The sequence below is a fragment of the Actinoplanes sandaracinus genome (assembly GCF_030009775.1).
In the GTDB taxonomy this organism is placed as follows: domain Bacteria; phylum Actinomycetota; class Actinomycetes; order Mycobacteriales; family Micromonosporaceae; genus Actinoplanes; species Actinoplanes sandaracinus.
This window is the reverse complement of the sequence record NZ_JASCTH010000016.1, coordinates 65,207-87,654: the sequence shown is the minus strand read 5'-3', so window position 1 is coordinate 87,654 and position 22,448 is coordinate 65,207. Positions and strand designations below refer to the sequence as shown.

Genomic DNA, 22,448 nt, shown 5'->3' with positions numbered 1-22,448 from the left:
TGTCAGTAAGCGAGGGCCTTGCCGAGTTCCTCGACCACCCGGGCCTGCTGGTCCGGGGTGATCTGCGGGTAGATCGGCAGCGACAGGATCTCCGGCGCCACCTTCTCCGCGTTCGGGAAGGAACCGCCGAGCGACGCGAACGCACCCGTCCGGTGCACCGGGATCGGGTAGTGGATGGCCGCGCCGACGCCGGCCGCGTTCAGCTTGGCCAGCACCTCGTCCCGGTTCGGCACCCGGACGCAGTAGATGTGCCACACCGGCACGTTGCCGTCCAGCACCACCGGGCGGACCACCTGCTCGAAACCGGCCAGCAGCTCGCCGTAGCGGGCGGCGGCGGCGCGGCGCTGCTCGTTCCAGCCGGCCAGACGGGCCAGCTTGGCCCGCAGCACGACCGCCTGCAGACCGTCGAGGCGGCTGTTCACCCCGATCATGTCGTGGTGGTACTTACGCAGGCCACCGTGGCTGCCGAGGGTGCGTACCGTCGTCGCCCAATCCGCCGAGGCGGTGGTGACCGCGCCGGCGTCGCCGTAGGCGCCGAGGTTCTTGCCCGGGTAGAAGCTGGTCGCGGCGATGCCGTCGACCCCGGAGCCGAGGCCGTGCCGGGTGGCGCCCTGCGACTGGGCGGCGTCCTCGACGATGGCGATGTCCCGCCCGGCCAGACCCTGCTTGAGCAGGTCGACCGGGGCGAGCTGGCCGTAGAGGTGTACCGGCGCGATGGCCCGGGTGCGCGGCGTGATCGCGGCGAGAGCCGCGTCCACGTCGATCAGGTACGTGTGCGGGTCGCAGTCCACCAGCACCACCTCGGCGCCGGTCCGGGCGACCGCCTCGGCCGTGGCGATGAACGTGTTCGCCGGCAGGATCACCTCGGTGCCCGGCCCGACGCCGACGGCCTTGAACGCCAGCTCCAGGGCGTCGGTGCCGTTCGCCACGCCGATGCAGTGCGGCAGGCCGGAGAAGGCCGCGTACTCCTGCTCGAACGCGGCCACCTCGGCGCCGCCGATGAACGCCGTGGCGGCGATGATGCGCTTGAATCCGGCCTCGACCTCCTCGGCCACCTCCGCGTGAGCGGCGGCCAGGTCGACGAGCGGGATGCGGGTCATGAAGTCAGCTCCTCAGACATTACGCAGGAAACGGGCCGGGCTGCCGGCCCAGACCTCGCCGGGAGGCACGTCGCGCAACACGACCGAGCCCATCCCGACCAGGGCCCAGGCGCCGACGGTCACACCCTCGCGGACCAGAGCCCCGGCGCCGACATAGGCGCCGGTCTCCAGAACCGCGGAACCACCCAGCCGGACGCCGGAGGCGACGGTGGCGAAATCGGAGATCCGGTCGTCGTGGGTGAGCACCGCCTGCGGCATGACCGCCACGTGCGCGCCCACGGTCACGTCCGCGGTGAGCACGGTCCCGGCGAGCAGAACCGTTCCGGGGCCGACGGTGCTGCCGGATCCGATGGACGCGGACGGGTGCACGACCGTCGCGTACCGGTCGGCGGGCAGGCCGAGCCGCTCGACGATGCCGCGCCGCGCGGTGAAGTTGCGCGGGTTGCCCACGCACACCACGACGGCGGCGTCCGTCTTCCCGGCGACGGTGTCGATCGCGCCGAGGACGGGCAGGCCGGAGCGGACGACCCCGAGCAGGCCGGGGTCGTCGTCGGCGAATCCGAGGACCCGCCATCCGGCGTCGGCCGCGGCCGAGGCGGTTTCCCGGGCGAACCCGCCCGCCCCGACGATGACCAGCTCTTTCACCGGCTTGCCAGCTCCCGCAGCACGCCGACGATGTGGTTCTGGTTCTCTTCGGTGAGCTGGTGGTGCAGCGGCAGGATCAGCGACTCACGGGTGATCCGCTCGGTCACCGGCAGCGGCGCCGTGGTGACGCCTTCGTAGGCCGGTTCCAGGTGGGCGGCCATGATGCCCCGCCGCGCGGAGACGCCCCGCGCCGCGAGTTCGGTCAGCACCTCGTCGCGGCTCACCCGGAAGCCGTCCAGCAGCACCCAGAACGACTGGTAGTTCGTCTGCCCGTAAGCGGGGTCGCGAACCGGCACCAGACCGTCGATGTCCGCCAGCAGCTCCTGGTAGCGGGCCGCCAGCTCGCGCCGCTGCGCGACCAGACCGGGCAGCCGGCCGAGCTGGACCAGGCCGACCGCGGCCTGGATGTCGGTCATCCGGTAGTTGTAGGCGGTCTCCAGATAGGCCTCGAGCACCGGCTGCTTGCTGGCGTGCCGGTCGGCGGCGGACACGTTCATGCCGTGCTCGCGGAGCCGCTTGAGGCGCGTGGCGAAGGCCGGGTCGTCGACAGTGACCATGCCACCCTCACCGGTGGTGATCAGCTTGCGCGGGTGGAAGGACCAGGCGGCGACCTTCGCGCCGGTGCCGGCCGGAGCCCCGTAGACGGTCGAGCCCGCCGCGCAAGCGGCGTCCTCGACCAGCCCGATGCCCCAGCCGTCGGTGGCCTTGCGCAGCGCCGCGGTGTCGAACGGCACGCCGCCCTGGTGCACCGCGATGACCGCGCGGGTCCGGTCGGTGCGCACCGCGTCGATCGTCTCCACGGTGACGTTGCCGGTGGCCAGTTCGACGTCGGCGAAGACCGGCGTCGCACCGACGTAGCGGACCGCGTTGGCGGTGGCGATGAACGACAGCGACGGCACGATGACCTCGTCGCCGGGCTTGATGTCGAGCAGCACGAGGGCCAGGTGCAGGCCGGTGGTGCACGAGCTGACCGCGACACCGTGGCCGGCGCCGACGACCGCGGCGAACTCGGTCTCGAAGCGGGCGACCCGGGGACCCTGGGCGACCCAGCCGGAGCGGATCGCCTCGGCCGCGGCCTGCGCCTCTTCTTCCCCGAGCTGGGGGATCATCACCGGGATCACTTGGACCCCCGCCACCAGTCGACGAGGCCCTCGAGGCCCGCGGTCAGGGTGAGTTCGGGCTTCCAGCCCAGCTTCTTCTCCGCGAGGGAGATGTCGGCCAGGCGGCGGGTGACGCCGTTGACCGCGCGCGCCGGGCCGTGCTCCGGAGCCAGCTCCGACTTCATCACGGCGCTGAGCGCGGCGGCCAGGTCCTTGAGGCTGGTCTCCTCGCTGCTGGCGATGTTGAACACCTCGTCGGTGACATCAGCCTTGGCGGCCAGGATGTTGGCGCGGGCGATGTCGGCCACGTGCACGAAGTCCATGGTCGCGAGGCCGTCGCCGAGGATCAGCGGCGGGTTGCCCGCCTCGATGCGCTCCATCCAGCGGATCAGCACCTCGGTGTAGAGACCGTGGATGTCCATGCGCGGGCCGTACACGTTGAAGTAACGCAGGGCGACGTAGTCAAGGCCCTTCATCGCCTTGAAACTGCGCAGCGTGGCCTCGTTGAACGCCTTCGCCGCGCCGTAGAACGTGTCGTTGTTGTATGGGTGGTGGCGCTCGGTGGTCGGGAACTGCTCGGCCAGGCCGTAGACCGACGCCGACGACGACGCGACGAGCTTCTTCACGCCCGCCTCGGCGGCCGCCTCGATCACGTTGAACGTGCCGTCGACCAGCACCTCGTTGGCGAGCCGCGGCTCCTCGGCGCACTGGGTGATGCGGATCGCGGCCAGGTGGAAGACCAGATCCTTGCCCGCGGTCACCTCTTTGACCAGCGCCTGGTCACGGATGTCGCCCTCGACCAGCTTGACCGGGCCGTTCTCCAGCGCCCAGGCCAGGTTGTCGCGCCGGCCGCGCACGAAGTTGTCGAGAACGACGATCTCCGCGGCGCCGCCACGGACCAGCTCGTCGACGACGTGCGAGCCGATGGTGCCCGCTCCGCCGGTGACGAGAGCACGGGTGCCCTCGATCTGTACGCCAGTCACGCCATGTGCCCTTCGTCGAGCTTGATCATTGTTCCGCCCTCGGCCAGGCTACGCGAGGCAGCCTGGAGGATCTCCAGCACGCGCAGCCCCGACCGGCCGTCGGTGAGCGCCGGCGTTCCGGTGGTGATGGCACGCGCGTACTCGTCCACCATGGTCCGCAGCGCCTCACGCTCGGTGAGTGCAGGGGAGACCACATCGCCGGAGCGGTACGACACGAGGATGTCACGGCGCTGCTCGTCGCCGAGCTCGTCCGGGGACGACACGTCGACGCCGCGGTCGTAGATGGACAGCCGCTGGCTGGGGTTCAGGTCGTCCCACACCAGGGTCCGCTTCGACCCGCCGAAGATCGCGGTGCGGACCTTCACCGGCGACAGCCAGTTCACGTGGATGTGCGCGATCGCGCCGGTGCTGAGCTGCAGCGTGAGATAGGCCACGCAGGCGCGGCCGGCGCCGATCCCGTCCGCGCCGTGCGCGGCGACGGCGATCGGGCGCACCGACGGCGGCAGCACGAAGTCCAGGATCGACAGGTCGTGCGGAGCCAGGTCCCAGATGACGTCGATGTCGCGCTGGACCAGCCCCAGGTTGATCCGCACCGAGTCGAGGAAGTGCAGCTCACCCAGCTCGCCGGCGGCCAGCAGGTCGCGGATGCGCAGCACCGCCGGGGTGTAGCAGTAGGTGTGGTCGCACATCAGGGTCAGGCCGCGCTTGTCGGCTTCCTCGACGAGCTGCAGGCCCTCGGAGAAGGTTGCCGCCAGCGGCTTCTCGACCAGGACGTGCTTGCCGGCCCGTAGCGCGGCCATCGCCACGGGCAGGTGGGTGCCGGCCGGGGTGGCGATCGCCACAGCCTGGACCTCGGGGTCGGCCAGAACCTCGTCGAGGTCGGCGGAGACCTGAACGGTGGAGTAGCCGCCGAGGACCCGCTGGGCCCGCTCGACGTCGAGGTCGCAGAGCCAGCGCACCCGGAAGTTCGGGCTGCTCTGGAAGTTGCGGACGAGGTTGGGGCCCCAGTAGCCGGCCCCGACGACGGCGACGCCGATGGGTGCGGGGAGCGGAGGAGTCACGAGCATCCGTTTCGTCGATGTGGAAGAGACGCGCCCGGGCAGGGTAGACGGACGGTGCCGACGCAGTCCGTCCGGAAAGCTATCGATCCGCCGTGTCCCAGCGCCAGATCGCGAGTGAATTTCGGACGGAGCTGCGGGGTGAGCCGATACCTTCGGCCATTTCGGGTTACGCCTGACGGTCAGTGATCGTGCAACTCAACGGCCAGAATGGATGAGAAGGTCAGTTTCCCGACATAACTTTCTGGCCCCGCCCACTACCCTGTGCCGGATTCTCCGCCGATCTCCAGGAGCTCAGCATGACCGTCACCGTCGCACCCACCGCCGATGTGGACGACCGGGCCGAGATCGGCTCCGGCACGCGGGTCTGGCATCTCGCCCAGATCCGGGAGAATGCCACGCTCGGTCGCGACTGCATCATCGGCCGCGGCGCCTATGTCGGCCCCGGCGTCGTGATCGGCGACAACGTCAAGCTGCAGAATTACGCCCTGGTCTACGAGCCGGCCCGCCTCGGCGACGGCGTGTTCATCGGCCCGGCCGCGGTGCTCACCAACGACGAGTACCCGCGCGCCGTCACCCCCGACGGCCGCCTCCAGACCGGCGAGGACTGGACCGCCGTCGGCGTCACCATCGGTGAGGGCGCCGCCATCGGCGCACGCGCCGTCTGCGTCGCGCCGGTCACCGTCGGCCGCTGGGCCCTGGTCGCCGCGGGCGCCGTGGTCACCAAGGACGTTCCCGACTTCGCCCTGGTCGTCGGCGTGCCGGCCCGCCGCGTCGGCTGGGTCGGGCGCGCCGGACGCCCGCTCGTCGCCAAGGGCGACAACACCTGGCTCTGCGAGGCGACCGGTGCGGAATACACCGAATCGGACGGTCTGCTCACCGAAAAATAAGCCCTGTCTTGTACGGCTACCCCAGCACCGTGAGCCACCACGCGAGGCGGCCGCGGCGCACGGCCGCGGCGCGCCTTTCGGGCGGAGTCCGCTGGTCACCGGCCAGCCAGCCGTAATCCAGACAGGTTCTGGGCGCGGGTAGCGGGTGTGGTCTACGGCTGCGATGTGCCCGGACGGGCCAGCCGTAGCGCAGGCGGGTTGTGGTGTGCGGGTGGCGGGTGTGGGCTACGGCTGGGTCTGGCGTTCAGCCTGCGCCTGGCGGTCCAGGCGGCGGGCCAGCACTCGCTCGGTCAGCGCCACCAGCACCGCTTTGACCGACTCCCGCTGCCGCGCGTCGCACTCCAGCAGCGGCATGTTCGACGCGACGCCCAGCGCGTCGCGGACCTCTGCCGCCTCGAACCGGCGCGCCCCGTCGAAGGCGTTGACCCCGATGATGAACGGGATGTCGTGTTCCTCGAAGTAGTCGATCGCCGGGAAGCAGTCCTCGATCCGGCGCGTGTCGACCAGCACGATCGCGCCCAGTGCCCCGAGCACCAGATCGTCCCAGAGGAACGCGAACCGGTCCTGCCCCGGCGTGCCGAAGAGGTAGAGCAGCAGCGTCTCGTCCAGGGTGATGCGGCCGAAGTCGAGCGCGACCGTGGTGGTGGTCTTGCCGGAGACCGCCGACGTGTCGTCCACCCCGATCGATCTCTCGGTCATCTCCGCCTCGGTCACCAGCGGCTCGATCTCCGAGACCGCGCCGACGAAGGTGGTCTTGCCGACCCCGAAACCGCCACTGATGACGATCTTGACGGCGACCGGTGACGGTGCCGTCACTGTGCTAGAGCGCCCGAACACGATCCCTGATCCTCTCGATCAACGCGGTGGTCAACTCGCCCGGCAGCTCACCGACGCGTAACAGCCCCTGGGTGACCAGGTCGGCGACGATGACGCGGACCACGCCGAGCGGGGCCGGAAGCTTCGCCGACAGGTCGGCCACCGACTGCGGCCGCTGGCAGAGCACGACGATCCGCCGTGACTCGAATCGCAACGGCGCCGACAGGGCGGCCGGTACGGCCCACAGTTGCGTCTCGATCCGCAGTCCATCCTGGAGCGGCTGGGTCCGCCCGCCGGTCAGCATGAAGGGGCGTACCACCGGTTCCTCGGCCTCGGGCCTCATCGGGGCAGGTGTTGCCGCGATTCGGCGATCAGGGCCGGGGTCAGCAGGTCACCGAAGCGTTCGGCGAGCCGCGAGATCTCGTACCCGACCAGGCCGAGGTCGCTGTCGCCGGCGGCCACCACGCCGAGGCAGCTGCCGCCCGGGATCACCGAGATGACCAGGAAGCCCCGGTGCATCTCGATCATGATCAGTTTGAGGCCGTCGAACTCGTACCGGCGGGACGCGCTGCGCGCCAGGCTCGCCATGCTGGACACGATCGCGCCGAGCTGGTCGGCCTCGGCGCGCGCGAGCCCGTCGGACGCGGCGATCAGCAGGCCGTCGGAGGAGACCGCCACCGCGTCGCGTACCCCGTCGGTCTGATGGACGAAGTTGCCGAGCAGCCAGTTGAACTGATGCCGGTCGGCCTGCGCCTCGACGCTCACGAGATCTCCTCATTGACGATGTGCCTGGGCCGGCCGGAGCCGCGCTGGATCCCCGCACGCAGGGCGGTCAGCCGGTCCCGTACCGCCTCGGGTGTGTCGGTGACCGGAACCGCCGGCGTGGGCCGGGGTGGTGGCGCCGTCTCCTCCCGGGTCCGCTGCGCCCGCGGGGTTCGCCGGCGCAGGCCGTTGACGGTGTGCCCGGCGTCGCCGTGCATCGGTGCGGAGAGGGGACGGCGGGGCGCCGGCACCTGCGGCCGATGGTCCAGCACCACGTAGTCGACCTCCTCCGCCAGCGGCCGTGGCCCGACGGCCGACCGCGCCAGTGACGGCAGCCCGACCGGTTCCGGGGCCATGAGCACGGCGGTCCCGTTCAACGGCGTGGTGTCGTCATCGGCCGACGCGGCGGGGGAGGGCGTGTCGGGGGAGGACGCGGCGGGGGACGAGGGGGCCGCGGCGGACGAGGGGGCCGCGGGGGCGGGGAGGGAAGCCACGGGGGGCGCGGCGGGGGAGGACGGGGCGGTGATGGCCTCGGCAGTGGCCAGGATGCCCGCCGGCAGCGAGACCCGGGCGGTCACCCCGGTCACCGGCGACCGGGCCAGCTGCACGCCGACGCCCATCTCGGCGGCCAGCCGGCCGACCACGTAGTGCCCGAGGAACCGGGCCGGCGCGGTGATGAAGTCACCCTCGCCGCGCAGACGCCGGTTGGCGACGTCCAGCTCCGCCTCGCTCATGCCGACGCCCTGGTCGCAGACCGCGATCAGGTAGCCGCCGTCGATCAGCCGCCCGTGGATCTCCACGTCCAGGTCGGGCGGAGAGAACGCCAGACCGTTCTCGATCAGCTCGGCGAGCATGTGGGCGAGGCCGCTGACGACCGAGCCGGTCACCATCGCCTCGTCCAGCCGGCGCAGCGACACCCGGCGGTACTCCTCGACCTCGCTGACGGCCGCCCGGATCACGTCGGTCAGCGGCAGCGGCCGTGACCACTGCCGTGGGCTGGCCGCGCCGACCAGCACCAGGAGGCTCTCCGCGTTGCGGCGCATCCGGGTGGCCAGATGGTCGAGCTCGAACAGATTGGCCAGGCCGGCCGGGCTGGACTCCTCCTGTTCGAGCCGGGTGATGAAGCCGAGCTGGCGGCGCAGCAGGTTCTGGTTGCGGCGGCCCAGGTTGGCCAGCGACTCGGCGCCGGCCCGGCGGAGGTCGGCCTGTTCGGTGGCGAGCGCGTACGCCGTCGCCTGCACCCGGTCGAACGCGTCCGCCACCAGCCGCACCTCGGTGCTGGCCCGTTCCGCGACCCGCACCGCCCCCGGCGGCCCGGTCGCCTCACCGGTGATGGCCCGGCGCACCGCCTCGGGCAGCCGTTCGCCGGCCACCCGGTTGGCCTCGGCCGCCAGCCCGGCGAGCGGGCTCGCGATCGAGTGCGCGGCGACCGTGCCCAGATAGATCGCGATGCCCACGCAGAGCAGGACCACCGCGGCGAGCCCGGCGAGCCGGAGGTTCGCCTGGTCGAGCAGCACGTCGGCGCGGGCTTGCAGAGATGCGCCGATCTGCTGCGCCAGCCGGGTCATGTCGTCGAGCACCGTGCCCGTCGAGGTCCACCAGAGCTGCGTGTCGGCGCGCAGCGGCTGGCCGTCGCCGGACCGCAGCGCCCGCGTCTCCAACTGCAGGGCCCGGTCCGCCGGATCGCTGCTGAACAGCTGGTCCTTGGCCGCGATCGCCTCCGGGGTGGCGTACTCCTCGAATTCGGCGACGGCGGCGTTGAGGTCGGCCCGCAGTTGCACGTACCGCAGGAACTCGCCGTCGGTGAAGCCGCCGGCGGAGAACACCCCGTTGAGGAAGGCGCGCTGCTGGGCGCGGGCCTCCTTGGCGAGGTTGAGCATGGCGAGCGATTCGGAGCCGAGGCGCATCGTCGCGTCCGCGGCGTTGTCCAGCGCGAAGTAGACCTCGCCGAGTTCCTCGACGACCTCGTTGTAGTCGTCGAAGATCTCGTTCCGGTCGGCGCCGCCCTTGTCCACCTCGTCGCGGATCTCGGCCAGCACGACCGTCTGCTCCAGGGCTTCGGTGACCTGCCCGTCCAGGTCGCCGCGTTCGGCGACCAGCTGTTCCACGCCTCCGCGCCGGGTGTCGACCTGCTGGCGGGCGGGGGTGATCTGGCCGGCGAAGTCCTGGTTGCCGGCGAGCAGCCCGAGCGTCACCCCGCGCTCGTTCTGAACCTCCTGGGCGAGCGCCTGGACGGCGAGGTCCAGGGTGATCGCGTGGCCGGTGCGGGCCGCCAGCCGGTAGGTGGTGAACTCCTCGACCACCACGACGGAGAGCAGCAGCATCATCGCCGCGACCGGGAGCGCCAGCATGCGGACGATGCGGCCCCGAATGGTCCGTCCGCGTTTCATCCGGCCTCCTCTGTCGACCTCGCGGCTGCCTGGAGTGCAACTTGCAACGCGGCACAGGATTGACGGACGCCAACATGGGGTCAACACCTCTATCGAGCGACAGGTACCGTCGCAGGCCTGTCACCTCCCGCTCTCGCCCGCGCAGGTGCGGGGCGGGTCCTACGAACGGGTGGTCGCAGCGGTCACGGTGCGAGGCCGGTGATCGCGCGTTCCAGCAACGCGGCGAGCTGCCGGCGCTCGATGTCGGTGAAGGCGTCGGCGAGCCGTTTCTCGACGGTCAGGGCGGCGACGTCGGCGTCTTTCAGCAGGGCGGCGCCGGCCGGGGTGACGCGGTTGACGACGACCTTCTGATGCAGCGGGGACGGTCCGCGTTCGATCAGGCCTTTGGCTTCGAGGTTGGTCAGGACGGTGGCCATCGTCTGCGGGGTGACGAGCGACTCGCGGGCCAGTTGGGCGGCGGACATGCCGGCGCCCTCGCCCGAGGTGAGCAGGAGCAGCGCGGCGTACTGGGGGACGGTCAGCCCGAACTCGCGCAGAGCGGCCGTCTTGCGGGCGATCAGGGCCTGCTCGGCCCGCTTGATCACGAGGCCCAGCCGGTCGTCCATCGCGCTCATGGCGGCATTCTGCCACGGGGCCGGGTTGTGAGTGAGCTCTGTTTTATGACAGAGTCCTGTCACATGAGCGTTATTCCGGACCGTTACACCGATCTGCTCGAACGGCCCCTCTTCGGTCACCTCGGCACCGTGCGCGACGACGGAGAGCCGCAGGTCAACCCGATGTGGTTCACCTATGACGGCGAGTTCCTGCGGTTCACCAACACGACCACCCGCCGCAAGTACCGCAACGTGACCACCGAGCCACGGATCAGCCTCTCGATCAACGACCCGGCCCAGCCGTACCGCTATCTCGAAGTGCGCGGCCTGGTCGAGCGGATCGAACCGGACACCGAGGGGGTGTTCTTCGCGGAGCTCGCGGCGCGGTACGGCATGAACTTCGACGGCCCGCCGGGCGACGTCGAGCACCGCGTCGTCTACGTGGTCCGCCCGACGGCGGTCAGCTACCAGGGATGACGCGTCACGTGATTGTTCAATATCGATATTGACCATAGTCTTCTGGCGCGTGGACCGTCATCCTGACCAGGATCGGCGATCCCTTCCAGCGAGGGGGAGCTTTGGACACACCAGCCGAGAAATCTTCACTGAGCCGTCGCCGCATGATCACGATCGCACTGGGAGGCGCGGCCACCGTCGCGCTCCCGGCGCCCGCGTGGGCCGTCGGCGATCAGCGGCCCGGCGCCGCCCGCCCGCCGGCTCTGACCGGGGGCGACCGGCGCGTCGCCGGCCGCGTCTCCGCCGAACGTGCTCTGCGGCACCTCCAGGTGCTCTCCCAGGGCATCGGGCCCCGCATCGGCGGCACCCGCTCCGAGCGCAAGGCCGCCGACTACCTCTCCGGCGTGCTCGACCACCTCGGGTACGACGTGAGCCGCCAGCCGTTCACGGTGGCCGACAAGTTCCTCGCCCAGCTCGACTCGCGCCGGCTGCCGTCCGACCTGTGCTGGCAGGCCGGTGCGTCCCCGCACGCGGCCCTGGACACCAGGGTGCGCGGCGACGTGCTGGACGCCCGCTCCGGGGCCGCCGCCGACTACCCGGAGGACGTGACCGGAAAGATCCTGCTGATCGACTACGTCGCCGCCGACCGGGAGGCGCTGGTCGCCACCGCGGTCGCGCGCGGCGCCGCGGCCGTCGTCTTCCTCCCCGCCGACCTGGTCGAGCCGCGCCGCGCGTCGGCGTTCAGCCCGACCCTGCCCGGCTCGGCGACCACGCCGGTGCCGATCCCGGTCGTCGGGGTCGCCCAGGCGCAGAAGCACCGGCTGCGCGAGCTGCTGGCGAAAGGCCGGCTCCGGCTGACCGTCACGACCGCCGCACACCGCGGCCTCACCTCGCAGAACGTGATCGCCGAGCGTCCCGGCAAGGGCGCCGGCCCGGTGGTGATGGTGAGCGCCCACTACGACTCGGTCATCGGCGCGCCCGGCGCCAACGACGACGGCTCCGGCACGGTCCTGTGCCTGGAACTGGCCCGGGTGCTGCGCAGACTGCCCACCGAGGCGACGCTGCGGTTCGCCCTCTGGGGCTCCGAGGAACAGGGTCTGATCGGGTCGCGCTACTACGTGGCGCAGCTGCCGCAGGCGGAGCGGGACCGGATCGTGGCCGTCTACCAGAACGACATGGTCGCGACGAGCTGGGATCCGGCGACCCGGTACTGGCTGCTCTCCTTCACCGGGCAGGCGAACCGGGCGACCGACGAGGTGACCGCGGCGGCCGAACGGCTCGGATACCAGCCGCGGATCTCTCCGGTCACGCTGCGCGGCTCCAGCGACCACCAGTCGTTCCAGGAGGTGGGGATCGCCGCGGCCAACTTCTCGTGGCGTGGTGAGGCGTCGCCGGCGTTGCTGGAACCGCCCTACCACAGCCCCGAGGACACCATCGCGAAGAACATCAGCCTGGAACGGCTGCAGGTCTCGATGGAACTGATCGGTTCGGCGGCGTACGCGACGGCCGGCCCGCTGACCCACGGTGCGCCGGAGACTTCGTAGATGACCGGGCGATGCTACGGCCGGTGAAAGAGCCGTAGCATCGCCCGGTGCGAATCCGACGGACCGTCCTGACCGTGCTCCTCGCCGGTTCGCTGGCCGCATGCCAGTCCGGCAGCCCGGAGCGGACGCCCCTTCCCGCCGAGCCGTCACCACCGGCGCCCTCGTCGGCGGGGTCCCCGCCCGCGCCGCCCGCGCCGGCGCCGCCGTCCGCCTCCGTGGCGTCCGCCTCGCCGTCCCCGGCGCGGACCGCCTCGCTCCCGAAACCCGGGAATCCCGCCGGCAGGGCCACGATCCCGGCCGCGGCGAAACCGGCCGACACCGGCGACCCGGACCGCACCGTCGGCGACGGCACGCCCGCGAGCTGCACCTCCGCCGCGGTGGTCAAGGCGGTGGCGGCCGGCGGCGTCATCACCTTCGACTGCGGCCCGTCGCCGGTCAGGATCACCCTGACCGAGACCGCGAAGGTCCGCAACGACGTCGCCGCGATCGTCCTCGACGGCGGCGGCCGCGTCACGCTCAGCGGCGGCGGCAAACGCCGGATCCTCTACATGAACGTCTGCGACCCGGCGCAGGGCCGCAGCTCCGCCGGCGGGGACTGCCATGCCAAGGCCACACCCCGCCTGACCGTCCAGAACATGGCCTTCACCCGCGGCAACGCCACCGACCCGACGGACGAGACCGGCGGCGGAGGCGCGATCTTCGCCAACGGCGGCGGGCTCAAGGTCGTCAATTCCCGGTTCACCGGCAACAGATGCCACGGTACGGGCCCCGACCTCGGTGGCGCCGCGATCCGGGTACGGCTGCAGGGCGCGAACCAGCCGGTCTACGTCGTGGGCAGCACCTTCACTGGCGGCGTCTGCTCCAACGGCGGCGCCCTGAGCAGCATCGGCGTCTCCTGGACGCTGCTGAACAGCCACTTCTCCGGCAACGCGGCGGTCGGCGACGGCGCGAACCCGGCCCGCGACGGGACACCGGGCGGTGGCAGCGGCGGAGCGGTCTATCAGGACGGTGACACCTACAAGCTGACCCTGGACGGAACGTTGATCGAGAAGAACCGGGCGGCCGAGGGCGGCGGCGCGATCTTCTTCGTCAGCAACGACCGCACCGGAAACCTGACGATCCGGAACTCGACGCTGCGCCGCAACGTCAGCGAGGGGTTCGAGACCGACGGCCTGCCGGGCGTCTTCTATCTGGGACCGGGGAACCCGGCCGTCACCGGCTCACGGCTCAGCGGATAGATCGGCGTTGTTAGACTCCCGCGGTGTCGTGGCGCCAGACCTTCCGTGAACAGTTCCGCCAGCAGACCGCCGCCGAGACCGAGAGCCCTGCGATCGCCCGCGCGCGTGGTTTCGCCGCCGTGCTGAGCATCGTGTTCGGCCTCATCGGACTGAGCGGCTTCCTGTCCCTGGCCCTCGGCAACATCGGCGGGGCGGCCGGGATCGGGTGCGCCCTCATGGTCGCCGGCGGCGTGCTGGGCGGGCTGGTGTTCCTGAAACGCGATATCGGCGCGGCACGTCGCCTGGGCCTGTGGGCGGCCGTCTGCACGGTGGCCGGCTTCCTGGAGTTCTACCTGGTCTCCGTGCTGACGTCCTGACACTTCTCCATCACGAGGGATTGATGACGTTCAAGGTTCTTCCGGGCGACCTGGACGCCTACGCGCGCCAGCTCGGCCGTGCCGCCGACGACGCGGCCCAGGCCCGGCAGTACCTCAGCGGGTACGCGGGGCTCGGCGGCTGGAACGGCGCGCTCATCATGATCGCCGGCCCGCCCGCGGTCGACTCGCTGAACGCCGCCATCGAGGCCTGCGACAAACTCGCCGGGGTGCTGTCCGGCAGCGGGCAGGGTGTGACCGCGAGCGCGAACTACTACCGCGCCACCGACGTGGACGCCGCGGCCAGGATCGACGCGACTCTGTCCGGCATCTGTGTGGCCGGCACGGCGCTGGAGGAGGCCTGGGCGGCGAACCCGTGCGGGCCCGGGTTCGCCGACTCCCGGGAGCCCTACACCCGGCTCAAGCCGGTCGAGGACGTGGAGTACAGCCACCCGCTCGGGTTCCTCGACAACATCAGCATGACGCACTGGGCGCTCGAGGCCGCCGACAAGATCATCGGCTGTAATCCGCTGAACAAGGCCCTCGACCACTTCCTCGGCGACTGGCAGTCCTTCGCCAAGGCCGGCAAGGCTCTCGCCAACGCCGCGGACTCCCTCGACGACCTCGCCTACAACGTGCAGGGTGGCGCCATCGCGCTCCACAGCACCTGGGACGGCCAGGCCGCGGACAGCGCCTACCAGCATTTCACCAGGCTGGCCGCGGACATCCAGGGGCTCGCCGGCCCGATGCGGGAAGCCGCCAAACAGTTCGAGCAGATCTCGCACGGCGTGTGGAGCAGTTGCGAGGCGGTCAGCGGCCTGATCAAGGGGCTCGGCGACGCCCTCACCATCGCCGGGATCGCGGCCGTGGCCGGCACCGTCACCGCCGAGACGGGCGTCGGCGCCGTCGTCGGCTACGGGATCGCCGCCTGGCAGGTCGTCGAGATCCTCGACATGTGGGGCCAGGCCACCAAGGCGATGGCCTACATCTACGGCGCGGTGCAGGGTGGTGTCGGGCTCATCGAGGCGCAGACGTCGATGCTGCGGCAGACGTCCCTGCCACAGATCAGCGCCGACGGCGCCTACCGCCATCCGATCGCCGCCCAGTGACAGCCGAAGGTGACCGACATGCATGACAGCGTCTACGACGTCGCCGGCGACCCCCGCAAGGCCGAGCTGCTGCGGATGAGCCTCGACCGGATCGCCGAGGGTCCGGACGGGCCGCTGCGGGAGATGGCGCGGGAGGTTCTCGCCGGTCGTGCCGACCTGCGGGCGGCGACCCGGGAAGCGGCGTACGGCGACGAACTGAGCAAGGCCTTCGGCCGGTTCTGGGGCGATTACCAGGCGATGAGCCCCGCCGAACGCGACCAACTGGTCCAGGACACCCGGCAGCGGGTCGACGAGCTGTTCGACGAGCCCCGGCCGCACTGAACCGGCGCGCCCGGGACGCGCTCGTCGGCGGTGCTCGAAGCCCAAGGCCGTGCCGTCGGCGGCGACGAGAAGTCTTGTGCGTCGGCGCTGAACAGGACGAGGCCATTTCCGACATCGCGGCAGAACAGCACGCAGCGCGACCCGGCTGAGCCAACTCAGCGCGATCGGTTCTCGATCAGCTCGTGGAGCTGCAGGGTCAGGGGATCGTGTGGGCGGGCAGCGAAGAATATGTGCAGCCAGCCGTCGGCGTCGGATTGGAAGAGATCGTCGCGGAGGGACGGGTCGGCGCCGCGGTCGAGGAGCAGGCGGATCACTTCGAGATGACCGGGCGGGATCGCCCAGTGCAGGCCGGTCCGTCCGTAGTAGGGCGCGACGTCGGGGTGGACGCCGTGGCTGAGGAACCAGCGCACGATCTCTACCCGGCCGTGCTGGCAGGCGTGGACGAACGCCTCTGCCACAATCTCTTGCGGATCATCGGTCGCTGGTGGCCGGGAAAGCAGGCCGATACCGGCGTCCGCGGGGTTCGGGCGTGCCAACGCGGCGTCCGGCTGTGGCCTGCCATCCGCGTCGAAACAGGCTTGCACGAGATCGAGCCGGCCGCAGGCGGCATATGTCCAGAGCGCTCGCGGGATGATCCCATGCTCGGCGAGAACGTCGACGACTCCTGTGTGGCCGAAGTAGATGGCGTTCTCCAGCGCAGTGGCGCCCCAGCTTCGGTTGCCCGGGTCGACGCCGGCGGCGAGCAATAGGCGCACATATTCGACCCGGTTGGAGCGGGCAGCCCAGATAAGCGGGAGGTCCAGATCAGTGGCCTTGCTGAGCAGCAGATCTACTGCCGCGCGCGGCACACCGAGTTCCTCGTCGAGCCGGACGCCGGGGATCGTCTCGGGACCCGCGAGCATGTGGAGCAGGATGTTGGCCTGCTCGGTGGTCAGACCGGCCAACCGATTGGTGTCGCCGGCCAACAGGGCTTCGGCCTCCCGGTGCAGGCGCCGCCACTTCTCTTGCCGTTCGTCGAGATCGCGCATGGACTTCTCGGTGAACGATACGAGTTCACGCCAGGCCGGGAAGCCGAGCTCCCGCGCGATGACCAGCCGTGCGTCCCGGACCTCGGCGGTAGTGGCGGAAGCGGTGGATGCGTGCCGGGGCACGTAGGCCCGCAACCGTTGCAGCGCGCCGGGGTCGTTGCGGCGTAGTTCGACGAGGAGAGCGTCTGCCATCGAGGCGTAAGAGGTCGCCCTTATCCCCGCGAGGCGCGAAACCGGCCGGTCCTCGGTGGTGTTCCGGCACTCGATGTGAGCGCGGAACTTGGCCCAACTCTCGAATCCGTGTTCCTGAGCGAGCACGAACTGGGCGTCGGTGAGCTGGAACCGCTTGGTGCCCCGGCCGCCCAGCACTTCGCCAACCCGGGCTTCGGCTGCCGCATCGCCCGCCGCGTAGGCGCGATGCAGGTCTTTGGCCTGCTTGCGGTAGTAGTCGAGGTCCGGGTGCGCCGGCAGTTCGAAATGACGATCGGACATCGCAACCTCCTTCGTCACCGGGCCGGACTCCCCGGCGGGACCGGGTCAGTCCAGGCCGCCGGGGCCGCCCGTCGTCGTGTCGGACTGGTAGGACGCCGCCTGCGACGGCTCCCCGTGCTGCAGGGCGTCGCGCACGTTCTTCTGCACGGCGACCGCCGCGAACAGCGCCAACGCGAAGGCGAGACCGTAGAAGCCCTTCTCGCTGAGCGTCATCGTGGCGTTCCAGAGGCCCACGACGAACGCCACGATCCCGAGGGCCAGCGCCGCCCAGGAGGCGCCGACGGAGGCGGCGGAGGGCTTGACCGCGGACGGCGGCGGGTAGGCCACAGGAAACTCCCGAGGGTCGCGGTCAGAGGGAAAGCCCCACCCCGCGGCACGCTCGACCTGAACGACCCGCGTGGGATGGAGCGTGCCCGATCGTAGCCGCGCGGGACAAGGCGGAGCGGGGCGCGACAGTGGTCACCGCGCCGCGCCGCCCGGCGTGCCGAAGGCGGTCAGGAACCGGTCGCGGAAGGCGTCCATCTTCCAGAGCGGGGCGTCAGCGCCGGGCTTCAGCCCTTCATGCCACTTCCAGTCGGCGATCTTGTCGAAGACGGACGGGTCCTTGGCGATGATCGAGATGGGCACGTCGTGGTCGGAGCCCTTCCCGCTCACCCTCGCGTTGGGCTGGTGGTCGCCGAAGACGATGAGGACGAGGTCGTCGTCGGCGTACGTCCGGGCCCAGGAGAGCAGGCTGTCGATGGAGTAGACGACGGACTCCGCGAACCGCACCTGAACCGGCGCGCCGGCCCGCTCCGACTGCTCGCCGGCCTGGGCGATCGGGCCGTAGATCGTGCCGTCGCCGAGGGTGTTCCAGTCGACGAGCGGAGGGGTCGGTGGCCACGGTGTGTGGCTGGAGGTGAGGCTGACCTCCGCCATCATCGGTTTCTGCCGACCGGCGAACGCGTGCTTTTGGAAGGCCCCGAGGGTGAACTGGTCCGGAATCCGGGACCAGCCGAAGCGGGGGCCCTGGTAGCCGAGGTTGCGGGCGTCCCAGACCCGGTCGTACCCATAGAATTCCGCCTCCGGCCATGCCTTGGTGTTGCCGGGCTCGATGCCGACCGTGTCCCAGCCGGCGGTCTGGAAGGCCTTGGTGAGGGTGAGCCGGTCACCCGAGACGAGCTGCCGGTACCGGTCCGGGTTGTCGATCCAGACGCCCGACTGGAACGTCGCGTGGGCCAGCCAGCTGCTGCCGCCGTAGGTCGACGACGTGAGGAAGGCGCTGCGTGCGGAGAACCCGGCCTCGGTGAGCTGCCGTTGCCGGTCGGCCAGCGCCGGGCCGACGATAGAGGCCATCGGCTCGTCCTGCAGCGCGGTACGCCCGTAGCTCTCCACCACCCCGATCACCACGTCATGGCCGCGCAGCCCGCCGAGGAGCTGATCGGCCGGGACGTTGCGGAAGGCGTCGGCCTGGGCCAGTTCCGCGAACTTCGCACGGTCGGCGAGTGCCGTCGGCACACCCAGCACCGTGTTGCGGACCAGGACGGCGACGTTGTCGGAGGAGCGCGGAACGCCGACGACGGTGTGCCCGCTGAGCAGGGCCAGAACAGCCCAGACCGGCACCAGCGCGGCCACGGCTCGCCGCGCCGGCCGGTGGTGCCGTGCCGTGACACCGGCCAGATGCCGGACCGCGACGGCGATGACGGCCACGGCGGCGACGCTCACCACGACGATGCCGATCACCGCGCCGATGGCGGCGGCCCGGCTGGACGTCTCGACCAGATAGTTGTAGCCGTCGCCGAGGAGCGACCAGTCCAGTACCGGATTGAACCGGCGGCCGAGGACCTCACGGAAGCCCGCGTTGATCACCTTGAGGATGCCGAGGACACCGAGAGCCGCACCGAGCGCGATCGCGACCGTCCGGCGGGCCCGGGCCGGCGTGGCCAGAAGCACCGCGGCGCCGAGGATGCCCTCCAGCGGCAGGCGCAGCAGCGAGATGAGCGCCTGGCGGAGCGAGGCGAACGCGTCCGGATTGTCCGGCACGGCCAGCACGGCGAAGACCAGCAGGCCCGCGAGCCCGGTCCGGATCGGGAGCCTCCGCCTCGCGGACCGGTCCCGATCGGCGGCAGACGTCGGTTCCGGCGCGGGCGAACGGTGAAGGCGCGTGATGAGCGACAAACCGATGATCCTTCAGGCTCCGGTCGGGGACGCTCGTGGCGACGTGGCGGCCGTCTTCCGACTAGGTGGGCAATGCCGGCGACACTCGTACGGCCGCACCTCTACGTACGGATCACTCGGCCTCTTCGTTCACCGCCGTCCGGCCAGAACGAACCGCCGTTTGAACCGTCCCGCGCTGACGGACGTGTTGGGGTGCAGGAGAGCCCGTCACGGGCGGTGCGTGGGTTCGGGAGAAACAGTGACGTTTTCCGCACAGCGCGGAGCATCCTGGCGCGCTCACCCGCCGGCCGCGGGCGTCGCGGCGCGAGCGGCGGTCCTGGTCGTGGGGGCCGCGGGAGACGGGCCTCCACCCGCCTCCCGTGCCGGCCGGGCTAGGCGGCGGCCGGCCCGGGCCACGGCGCCGGGGACGGCAGGCAGTAGACGTCGCCGGCGTTGGCCTCATGCGGAAGCGCGCGGATATGGGCGGCCATCTCGTCGCGCGACCTCCACTCGCCGAATTCCATCCTCATCGACTCGCCCATGGACAGGTTGAAGGCCGTGAAACCCAGAGCCGCCACCTGGTCGAGGCACCGCAGCGCCACCGAGCGCTCGATCGTCGTGAACTCGAACGACAACGCCGGCACGATCTGGCTCAGACCGGCCAGCACCGAAGACTCGAAACCCTCGACGTCGATCTTGGTGAAAGCGGGGATGCCGTACGACTTGACGAGGTCGTCGAGAGTCAGGGAGGGCACTTCGATCTGCTCGTCCCAGACCTGGTCCTGCCAGCCCTGCGCGCCGTCGGCGGCCTTGACGAACTCGGTCGACGCGGTGGACACGGTCGGGTTCTCCGAATTGACGTAGAACTGCGCGGTCCCCTCGGACGCTCCGCACACCGCTTCCACGAGAATCACGTCCTCGTCGCCGGCGTAGATCTCTTTGATGGCTCGAATGCACAGAGGCTGCGGCTCCACCGCCACGACTCGGGCACCGAGCCGGCGGAAACTGCCGATGCGGTCACCGACGTGGGAGCCGATGTCGAAAACGAGATCACCCGGCCGGACGAACGGGGCGTAGAAAGCGTCCATCGTCGCGTCTTGAGCGGCGTTTCCGTAATAGAAGCCGAGCGACCGGTGGATGGCGGCGACTGTGGGGTCGGCCTTAAGCGATTCGACGGCATCATGGTTGATTCCCATGCCGAATTGTACATCGTCGCTGGTGAGGGCGTGGAGCGAGGTGTCCTGTAGCACGGCCCGGATTCCCCGCTAATGCGGGTCGCCGGGGCTGAACTGGCTGACGTACGGTCGCCTCGCCGTCGCGTTCTTGCTCATTCTCTCCGGCCGTCTCCCCGGCGCTCGGCGGCTGGCGGCTCGGGAGCGCATCCGTTTCTGGGGCGACGTTCCTGGCGCATTCTTCCACCCTGCTGGGCGGCATTCCTGCTGCTCATTGTTGTTGATGATCCGCCGCGACCGGGCGTGGCGGTTCCGATGAGATCACCTCGGCGGAATCCTTCCCAGGAAACGTGTCAACGCGTAGATTATCGAGGTTCGTCGATGCGCGGGCGGCTGTCAAGCCGAGTTTGCGCAGGTGGAGGCCAAGTCTTAGGCGGTTCCGCCCGTCTGTCGGCAGTTGGCCTACGCGGCGCCGGCGGACGGCTGCGTCGGCGTGATCGTGATCAACAAGGCCGGTGCGGAATGTACCCGGTGCCGGGGTCCTGTTGGGTGGGTCCCGGTGGGCCCACGGGCCCACCGGAACCGCCTCGCCGCCGGGAGCGTCCGATAGCGATGAGCCTTCGACCGCCGCTGTACGCCGTACCGATGCTGCTGTTGGTCTGCGCCTGTGGGTCTGGCGAACCGCCTCGTCCACCGGCGGACCCGGCCGCCGCGATCGTCGAGGTGGACCGGGGCGGCGGCCTGGCGGCGGCGGTCGAGCGGTGGACGCTGCCGAACCTCACGCTCTTCGGCGACGGCACCGCGGTGCTGCGTGGCGAGACACGCGGCGGGTTGCTCAGCGGAGTGCGGCGGACCATCCCGGCGGGGCGGATCACCGAGTTGTACCGGCTCGCGGACCGGGCCGGCCTGTTCACCGGGCGGACCCACGACCGCGACATCATCGACGGGGAGGTGCTCACCGTGCGCATCGCCGACGAGACGGGCATCCGCGAGACCACCGTGGTGGGGCCGTCGGACGACGAGGACTCCGGCCGGGGTGGGGTCGTGGCGTTCGCCGACGCCGCGCTCGGCAGCGGCTCCGACGCCGGTGAGTACCTGCCGGAGCGCTACGCGGTGCTGGTCACCGCCGGATCGGACGCGCGGGGCGATGTTCGGCCCTGGCCGCTCGCGGCGCCGCTGTCCCAGCTCGCGGGTGCGCCGTCGAAGCCGTGCCAGGTGGTGGAACGAGGCGAGGCCGAACCGCTGCTGACCGCGCTCCGTGACGCGGGCCCGGACACCCGCTGGGAGGCGGACGGCCACCGGGTGGTGCTGGTGGCCCGGCCGCTGCTGCCCGGCGAGCAGACGTGCGCCGACCTCTGAGACCGGCCCCGGCGGCCGACGGGAACGAGCGGCCGCCGGGGTCGCGTGGGGCCCGGTATTGCTCGATCTCGGCGCCGGTCAGGTCGTGAAGACGGTGAAGGCCACCTGGTGAACGGCGCCGTCGGCGCGGAACTGCAGGAACATGCGCTTGTCGCCGCGTTCGGCGAAGGCGGCGTGGAAGGAGAGGACGCCGTCGGCCGGCGCGCCGCCGGCGGCGTCGGCCGGTATCGGGTGCAGGTGTTTGAGGCCCTGGGTGCGCACCTCGAAGTTGGACAGGTGGGCGTACGCGCCGAGGTACGGTTCGAGCACGGCGGGCCGGCCGTCGCGCGTCACCTGGAACCGCAGCGCCGTCTGGGTGCCGGAGGCCAGGTCGGTGGCGCCGTCGAGGCGGCGCACGGTGTACGGGCCGGAGCTGTCCTGCGCCTGTGGAGCGGGAACCGGGACCATGGTGGTGTCACCGGAGATGACGAACGGCACCCCGAGGACGGTGGGTTCGGCGCCCGGGGGACGGCCGTGCGGGACGAACTCGATGTACACCCGGTAGGCGCCGCCGTCGGCGATGGTCACCGGCGTGGTCCACGCGCCGTCCACGACGTCGGGGTGCAGGTGCTGGTAACCGGAGAGGTCGTCGCGCAGCACGTACATGTGCACGGGTTTGGTGTGGACGTGCTGGAAGTCGGTGGCCGTCCCGGCGGGGCCGGTGACGCGCAGCGACACGGTGCCCGGGCCGCGGCCGGTGGGCAGGGCCAGCGGCTCCGCACGGAAGCCGTCGTAGGTGTCGGAGAGTCCGTCGCTGTGGTAGGTGACCGGCGAGGGGGCCGGGGCCACCGCCGGGGCTGCCGCCGGGCCGCGGCTGTCGGCGAACAGATAGGCGGCCCCGACGAATCCCGCGAGCGTCACCGC

23 protein-coding genes are annotated in these 22,448 nt (G+C 71.1%); 8 read left to right on the top strand and 15 right to left on the bottom strand.

What is annotated here, in order from left to right; genetic code table 11:
- Positions 1–2: 2 nt before the first annotated feature.
- Genes QLQ12_RS24180 through QLQ12_RS24160 form a run of 5 tightly spaced genes read right to left on the bottom strand, consistent with a single transcriptional unit; the run spans position 3 to position 4,889 of the window.
- The gene (locus QLQ12_RS24180) at positions 3–1,100 is read right to left on the bottom strand and encodes a DegT/DnrJ/EryC1/StrS family aminotransferase (RefSeq protein ID WP_282762708.1); all 1,098 of its coding nucleotides are present in this window, start codon (positions 1,098–1,100) and stop codon (positions 3–5) included.
- Positions 1,101–1,112: 12 nt separating this feature from the next.
- A complete protein-coding gene (locus tag QLQ12_RS24175) occupies positions 1,113–1,745 on the bottom strand; it encodes an acetyltransferase (protein WP_282762707.1) in 633 nt (210 codons plus the stop codon).
- Positions 1,742–2,881, bottom strand: a complete 1,140-nt coding sequence (locus QLQ12_RS24170) for a DegT/DnrJ/EryC1/StrS family aminotransferase (protein ID WP_282762706.1) — start codon at positions 2,879–2,881, stop codon at positions 1,742–1,744. Before QLQ12_RS24170 ends, QLQ12_RS24175 begins: the two co-directional genes overlap by 4 nt.
- The gene (locus tag QLQ12_RS24165; protein ID WP_282762705.1) at positions 2,863–3,828 is read right to left on the bottom strand and encodes an NAD-dependent epimerase/dehydratase family protein; all 966 of its coding nucleotides are present in this window, start codon (positions 3,826–3,828) and stop codon (positions 2,863–2,865) included. Before QLQ12_RS24165 ends, QLQ12_RS24170 begins: the two co-directional genes overlap by 19 nt.
- Positions 3,825–4,889, bottom strand: a complete 1,065-nt coding sequence (locus QLQ12_RS24160) for a Gfo/Idh/MocA family protein (protein WP_282762704.1) — start codon at positions 4,887–4,889, stop codon at positions 3,825–3,827. Before QLQ12_RS24160 ends, QLQ12_RS24165 begins: the two co-directional genes overlap by 4 nt.
- 296 nt (positions 4,890–5,185) lie before the next feature.
- On the opposite strand from QLQ12_RS24160, the gene QLQ12_RS24155 reads away from it, so the two are divergent.
- The gene (locus tag QLQ12_RS24155; protein ID WP_282762702.1) at positions 5,186–5,776 is read left to right on the top strand and encodes an acyltransferase; all 591 of its coding nucleotides are present in this window, start codon (positions 5,186–5,188) and stop codon (positions 5,774–5,776) included.
- 225 nt (positions 5,777–6,001) lie between these two features.
- Here the strand turns inward: QLQ12_RS24155 and QLQ12_RS24150 are convergent, their stop codons facing one another.
- The 5 genes from QLQ12_RS24150 to QLQ12_RS24130 all read right to left on the bottom strand — a co-directional run bounded on the left by QLQ12_RS24150 (position 6,002) and on the right by QLQ12_RS24130 (position 10,358).
- Positions 6,002–6,613: a GTP-binding protein gene (locus tag QLQ12_RS24150; protein ID WP_407651547.1), complete on the bottom strand. Its 612-nt coding sequence runs from the start codon at positions 6,611–6,613 to the stop codon at positions 6,002–6,004.
- Positions 6,597–6,935, bottom strand: a complete 339-nt coding sequence (locus QLQ12_RS24145) for a DUF742 domain-containing protein (protein WP_282762701.1) — start codon at positions 6,933–6,935, stop codon at positions 6,597–6,599. The genes QLQ12_RS24150 and QLQ12_RS24145 overlap by 17 nt, the downstream gene beginning before the upstream one ends.
- Entirely contained in the window at positions 6,932–7,357 is a 426-nt protein-coding gene (locus QLQ12_RS24140; protein ID WP_282762700.1) for a roadblock/LC7 domain-containing protein, read from the bottom strand. The genes QLQ12_RS24145 and QLQ12_RS24140 overlap by 4 nt, the downstream gene beginning before the upstream one ends.
- Positions 7,354–9,744, bottom strand: a complete 2,391-nt coding sequence (locus QLQ12_RS24135) for a sensor histidine kinase (RefSeq protein WP_282762699.1) — start codon at positions 9,742–9,744, stop codon at positions 7,354–7,356. The genes QLQ12_RS24140 and QLQ12_RS24135 overlap by 4 nt, the downstream gene beginning before the upstream one ends.
- A 182-nt stretch (positions 9,745–9,926) precedes the next feature.
- Positions 9,927–10,358, bottom strand: a complete 432-nt coding sequence (locus QLQ12_RS24130) for a MarR family winged helix-turn-helix transcriptional regulator (protein ID WP_282762698.1) — start codon at positions 10,356–10,358, stop codon at positions 9,927–9,929.
- A gap of 63 nt (positions 10,359–10,421) precedes the next feature.
- Between QLQ12_RS24130 and QLQ12_RS24125 the strand changes: the two genes are divergently transcribed.
- From QLQ12_RS24125 to QLQ12_RS24100, 6 genes are all read left to right on the top strand, one after another.
- Positions 10,422–10,814, top strand: a complete 393-nt coding sequence (locus QLQ12_RS24125; RefSeq protein ID WP_282762697.1) for a PPOX class F420-dependent oxidoreductase — start codon at positions 10,422–10,424, stop codon at positions 10,812–10,814.
- A gap of 143 nt (positions 10,815–10,957) precedes the next feature.
- Positions 10,958–12,337, top strand: coding sequence for a M20/M25/M40 family metallo-hydrolase (locus tag QLQ12_RS24120; protein WP_282762696.1), 1,380 nt, complete (start codon positions 10,958–10,960; stop codon positions 12,335–12,337).
- A 47-nt stretch (positions 12,338–12,384) separates the two neighbouring features.
- Complete coding sequence (locus QLQ12_RS24115; protein WP_282762695.1) at positions 12,385–13,575, top strand: hypothetical protein; 1,191 nt, start codon at positions 12,385–12,387, stop codon at positions 13,573–13,575.
- Positions 13,576–13,598: 23 nt separating this feature from the next.
- Entirely contained in the window at positions 13,599–13,931 is a 333-nt protein-coding gene (locus QLQ12_RS24110) for a hypothetical protein (protein WP_282762694.1), read from the top strand.
- Between the two features lie 23 nt (positions 13,932–13,954).
- Positions 13,955–15,037 carry a WXG100 family type VII secretion target gene (locus QLQ12_RS24105; RefSeq protein ID WP_282762693.1) on the top strand — a complete coding sequence of 361 codons (1,083 nt, stop codon included), beginning with the start codon at positions 13,955–13,957 and terminating at the stop codon, positions 15,035–15,037.
- Between the two features lie 18 nt (positions 15,038–15,055).
- Positions 15,056–15,358, top strand: a complete 303-nt coding sequence (locus QLQ12_RS24100) for a hypothetical protein (RefSeq protein WP_282762692.1) — start codon at positions 15,056–15,058, stop codon at positions 15,356–15,358.
- A gap of 155 nt (positions 15,359–15,513) precedes the next feature.
- On the opposite strand, the gene QLQ12_RS24095 is transcribed toward QLQ12_RS24100, so the two are convergent.
- From QLQ12_RS24095 to QLQ12_RS24080, 4 genes are all read right to left on the bottom strand, one after another.
- Entirely contained in the window at positions 15,514–16,878 is a 1,365-nt protein-coding gene (locus tag QLQ12_RS24095) for an ankyrin repeat domain-containing protein (RefSeq protein ID WP_282762691.1), read from the bottom strand.
- Between the two features lie 45 nt (positions 16,879–16,923).
- Positions 16,924–17,205: a YiaA/YiaB family inner membrane protein gene (locus QLQ12_RS24090; protein ID WP_282762690.1), complete on the bottom strand. Its 282-nt coding sequence runs from the start codon at positions 17,203–17,205 to the stop codon at positions 16,924–16,926.
- Between the two features lie 132 nt (positions 17,206–17,337).
- The gene (locus QLQ12_RS24085) at positions 17,338–19,035 is read right to left on the bottom strand and encodes an alkaline phosphatase family protein (RefSeq protein WP_282762689.1); all 1,698 of its coding nucleotides are present in this window, start codon (positions 19,033–19,035) and stop codon (positions 17,338–17,340) included.
- A gap of 371 nt (positions 19,036–19,406) precedes the next feature.
- Positions 19,407–20,210, bottom strand: coding sequence for an FkbM family methyltransferase (locus QLQ12_RS24080; RefSeq protein WP_282762688.1), 804 nt, complete (start codon positions 20,208–20,210; stop codon positions 19,407–19,409).
- Between the two features lie 588 nt (positions 20,211–20,798).
- Here QLQ12_RS24080 and QLQ12_RS24075 point away from each other — a divergent pair.
- Positions 20,799–21,545, top strand: coding sequence for a hypothetical protein (locus QLQ12_RS24075; protein ID WP_282762687.1), 747 nt, complete (start codon positions 20,799–20,801; stop codon positions 21,543–21,545).
- 78 nt (positions 21,546–21,623) lie between these two features.
- On the opposite strand, the gene QLQ12_RS24070 is transcribed toward QLQ12_RS24075, so the two are convergent.
- Positions 21,624–22,445 (bottom strand): hypothetical protein, encoded by an 822-nt coding sequence (locus tag QLQ12_RS24070; RefSeq protein ID WP_282762685.1) that lies wholly within the window; start codon positions 22,443–22,445, stop codon positions 21,624–21,626.
- Between the last annotated feature and the right edge of the window lie 3 nt (positions 22,446–22,448).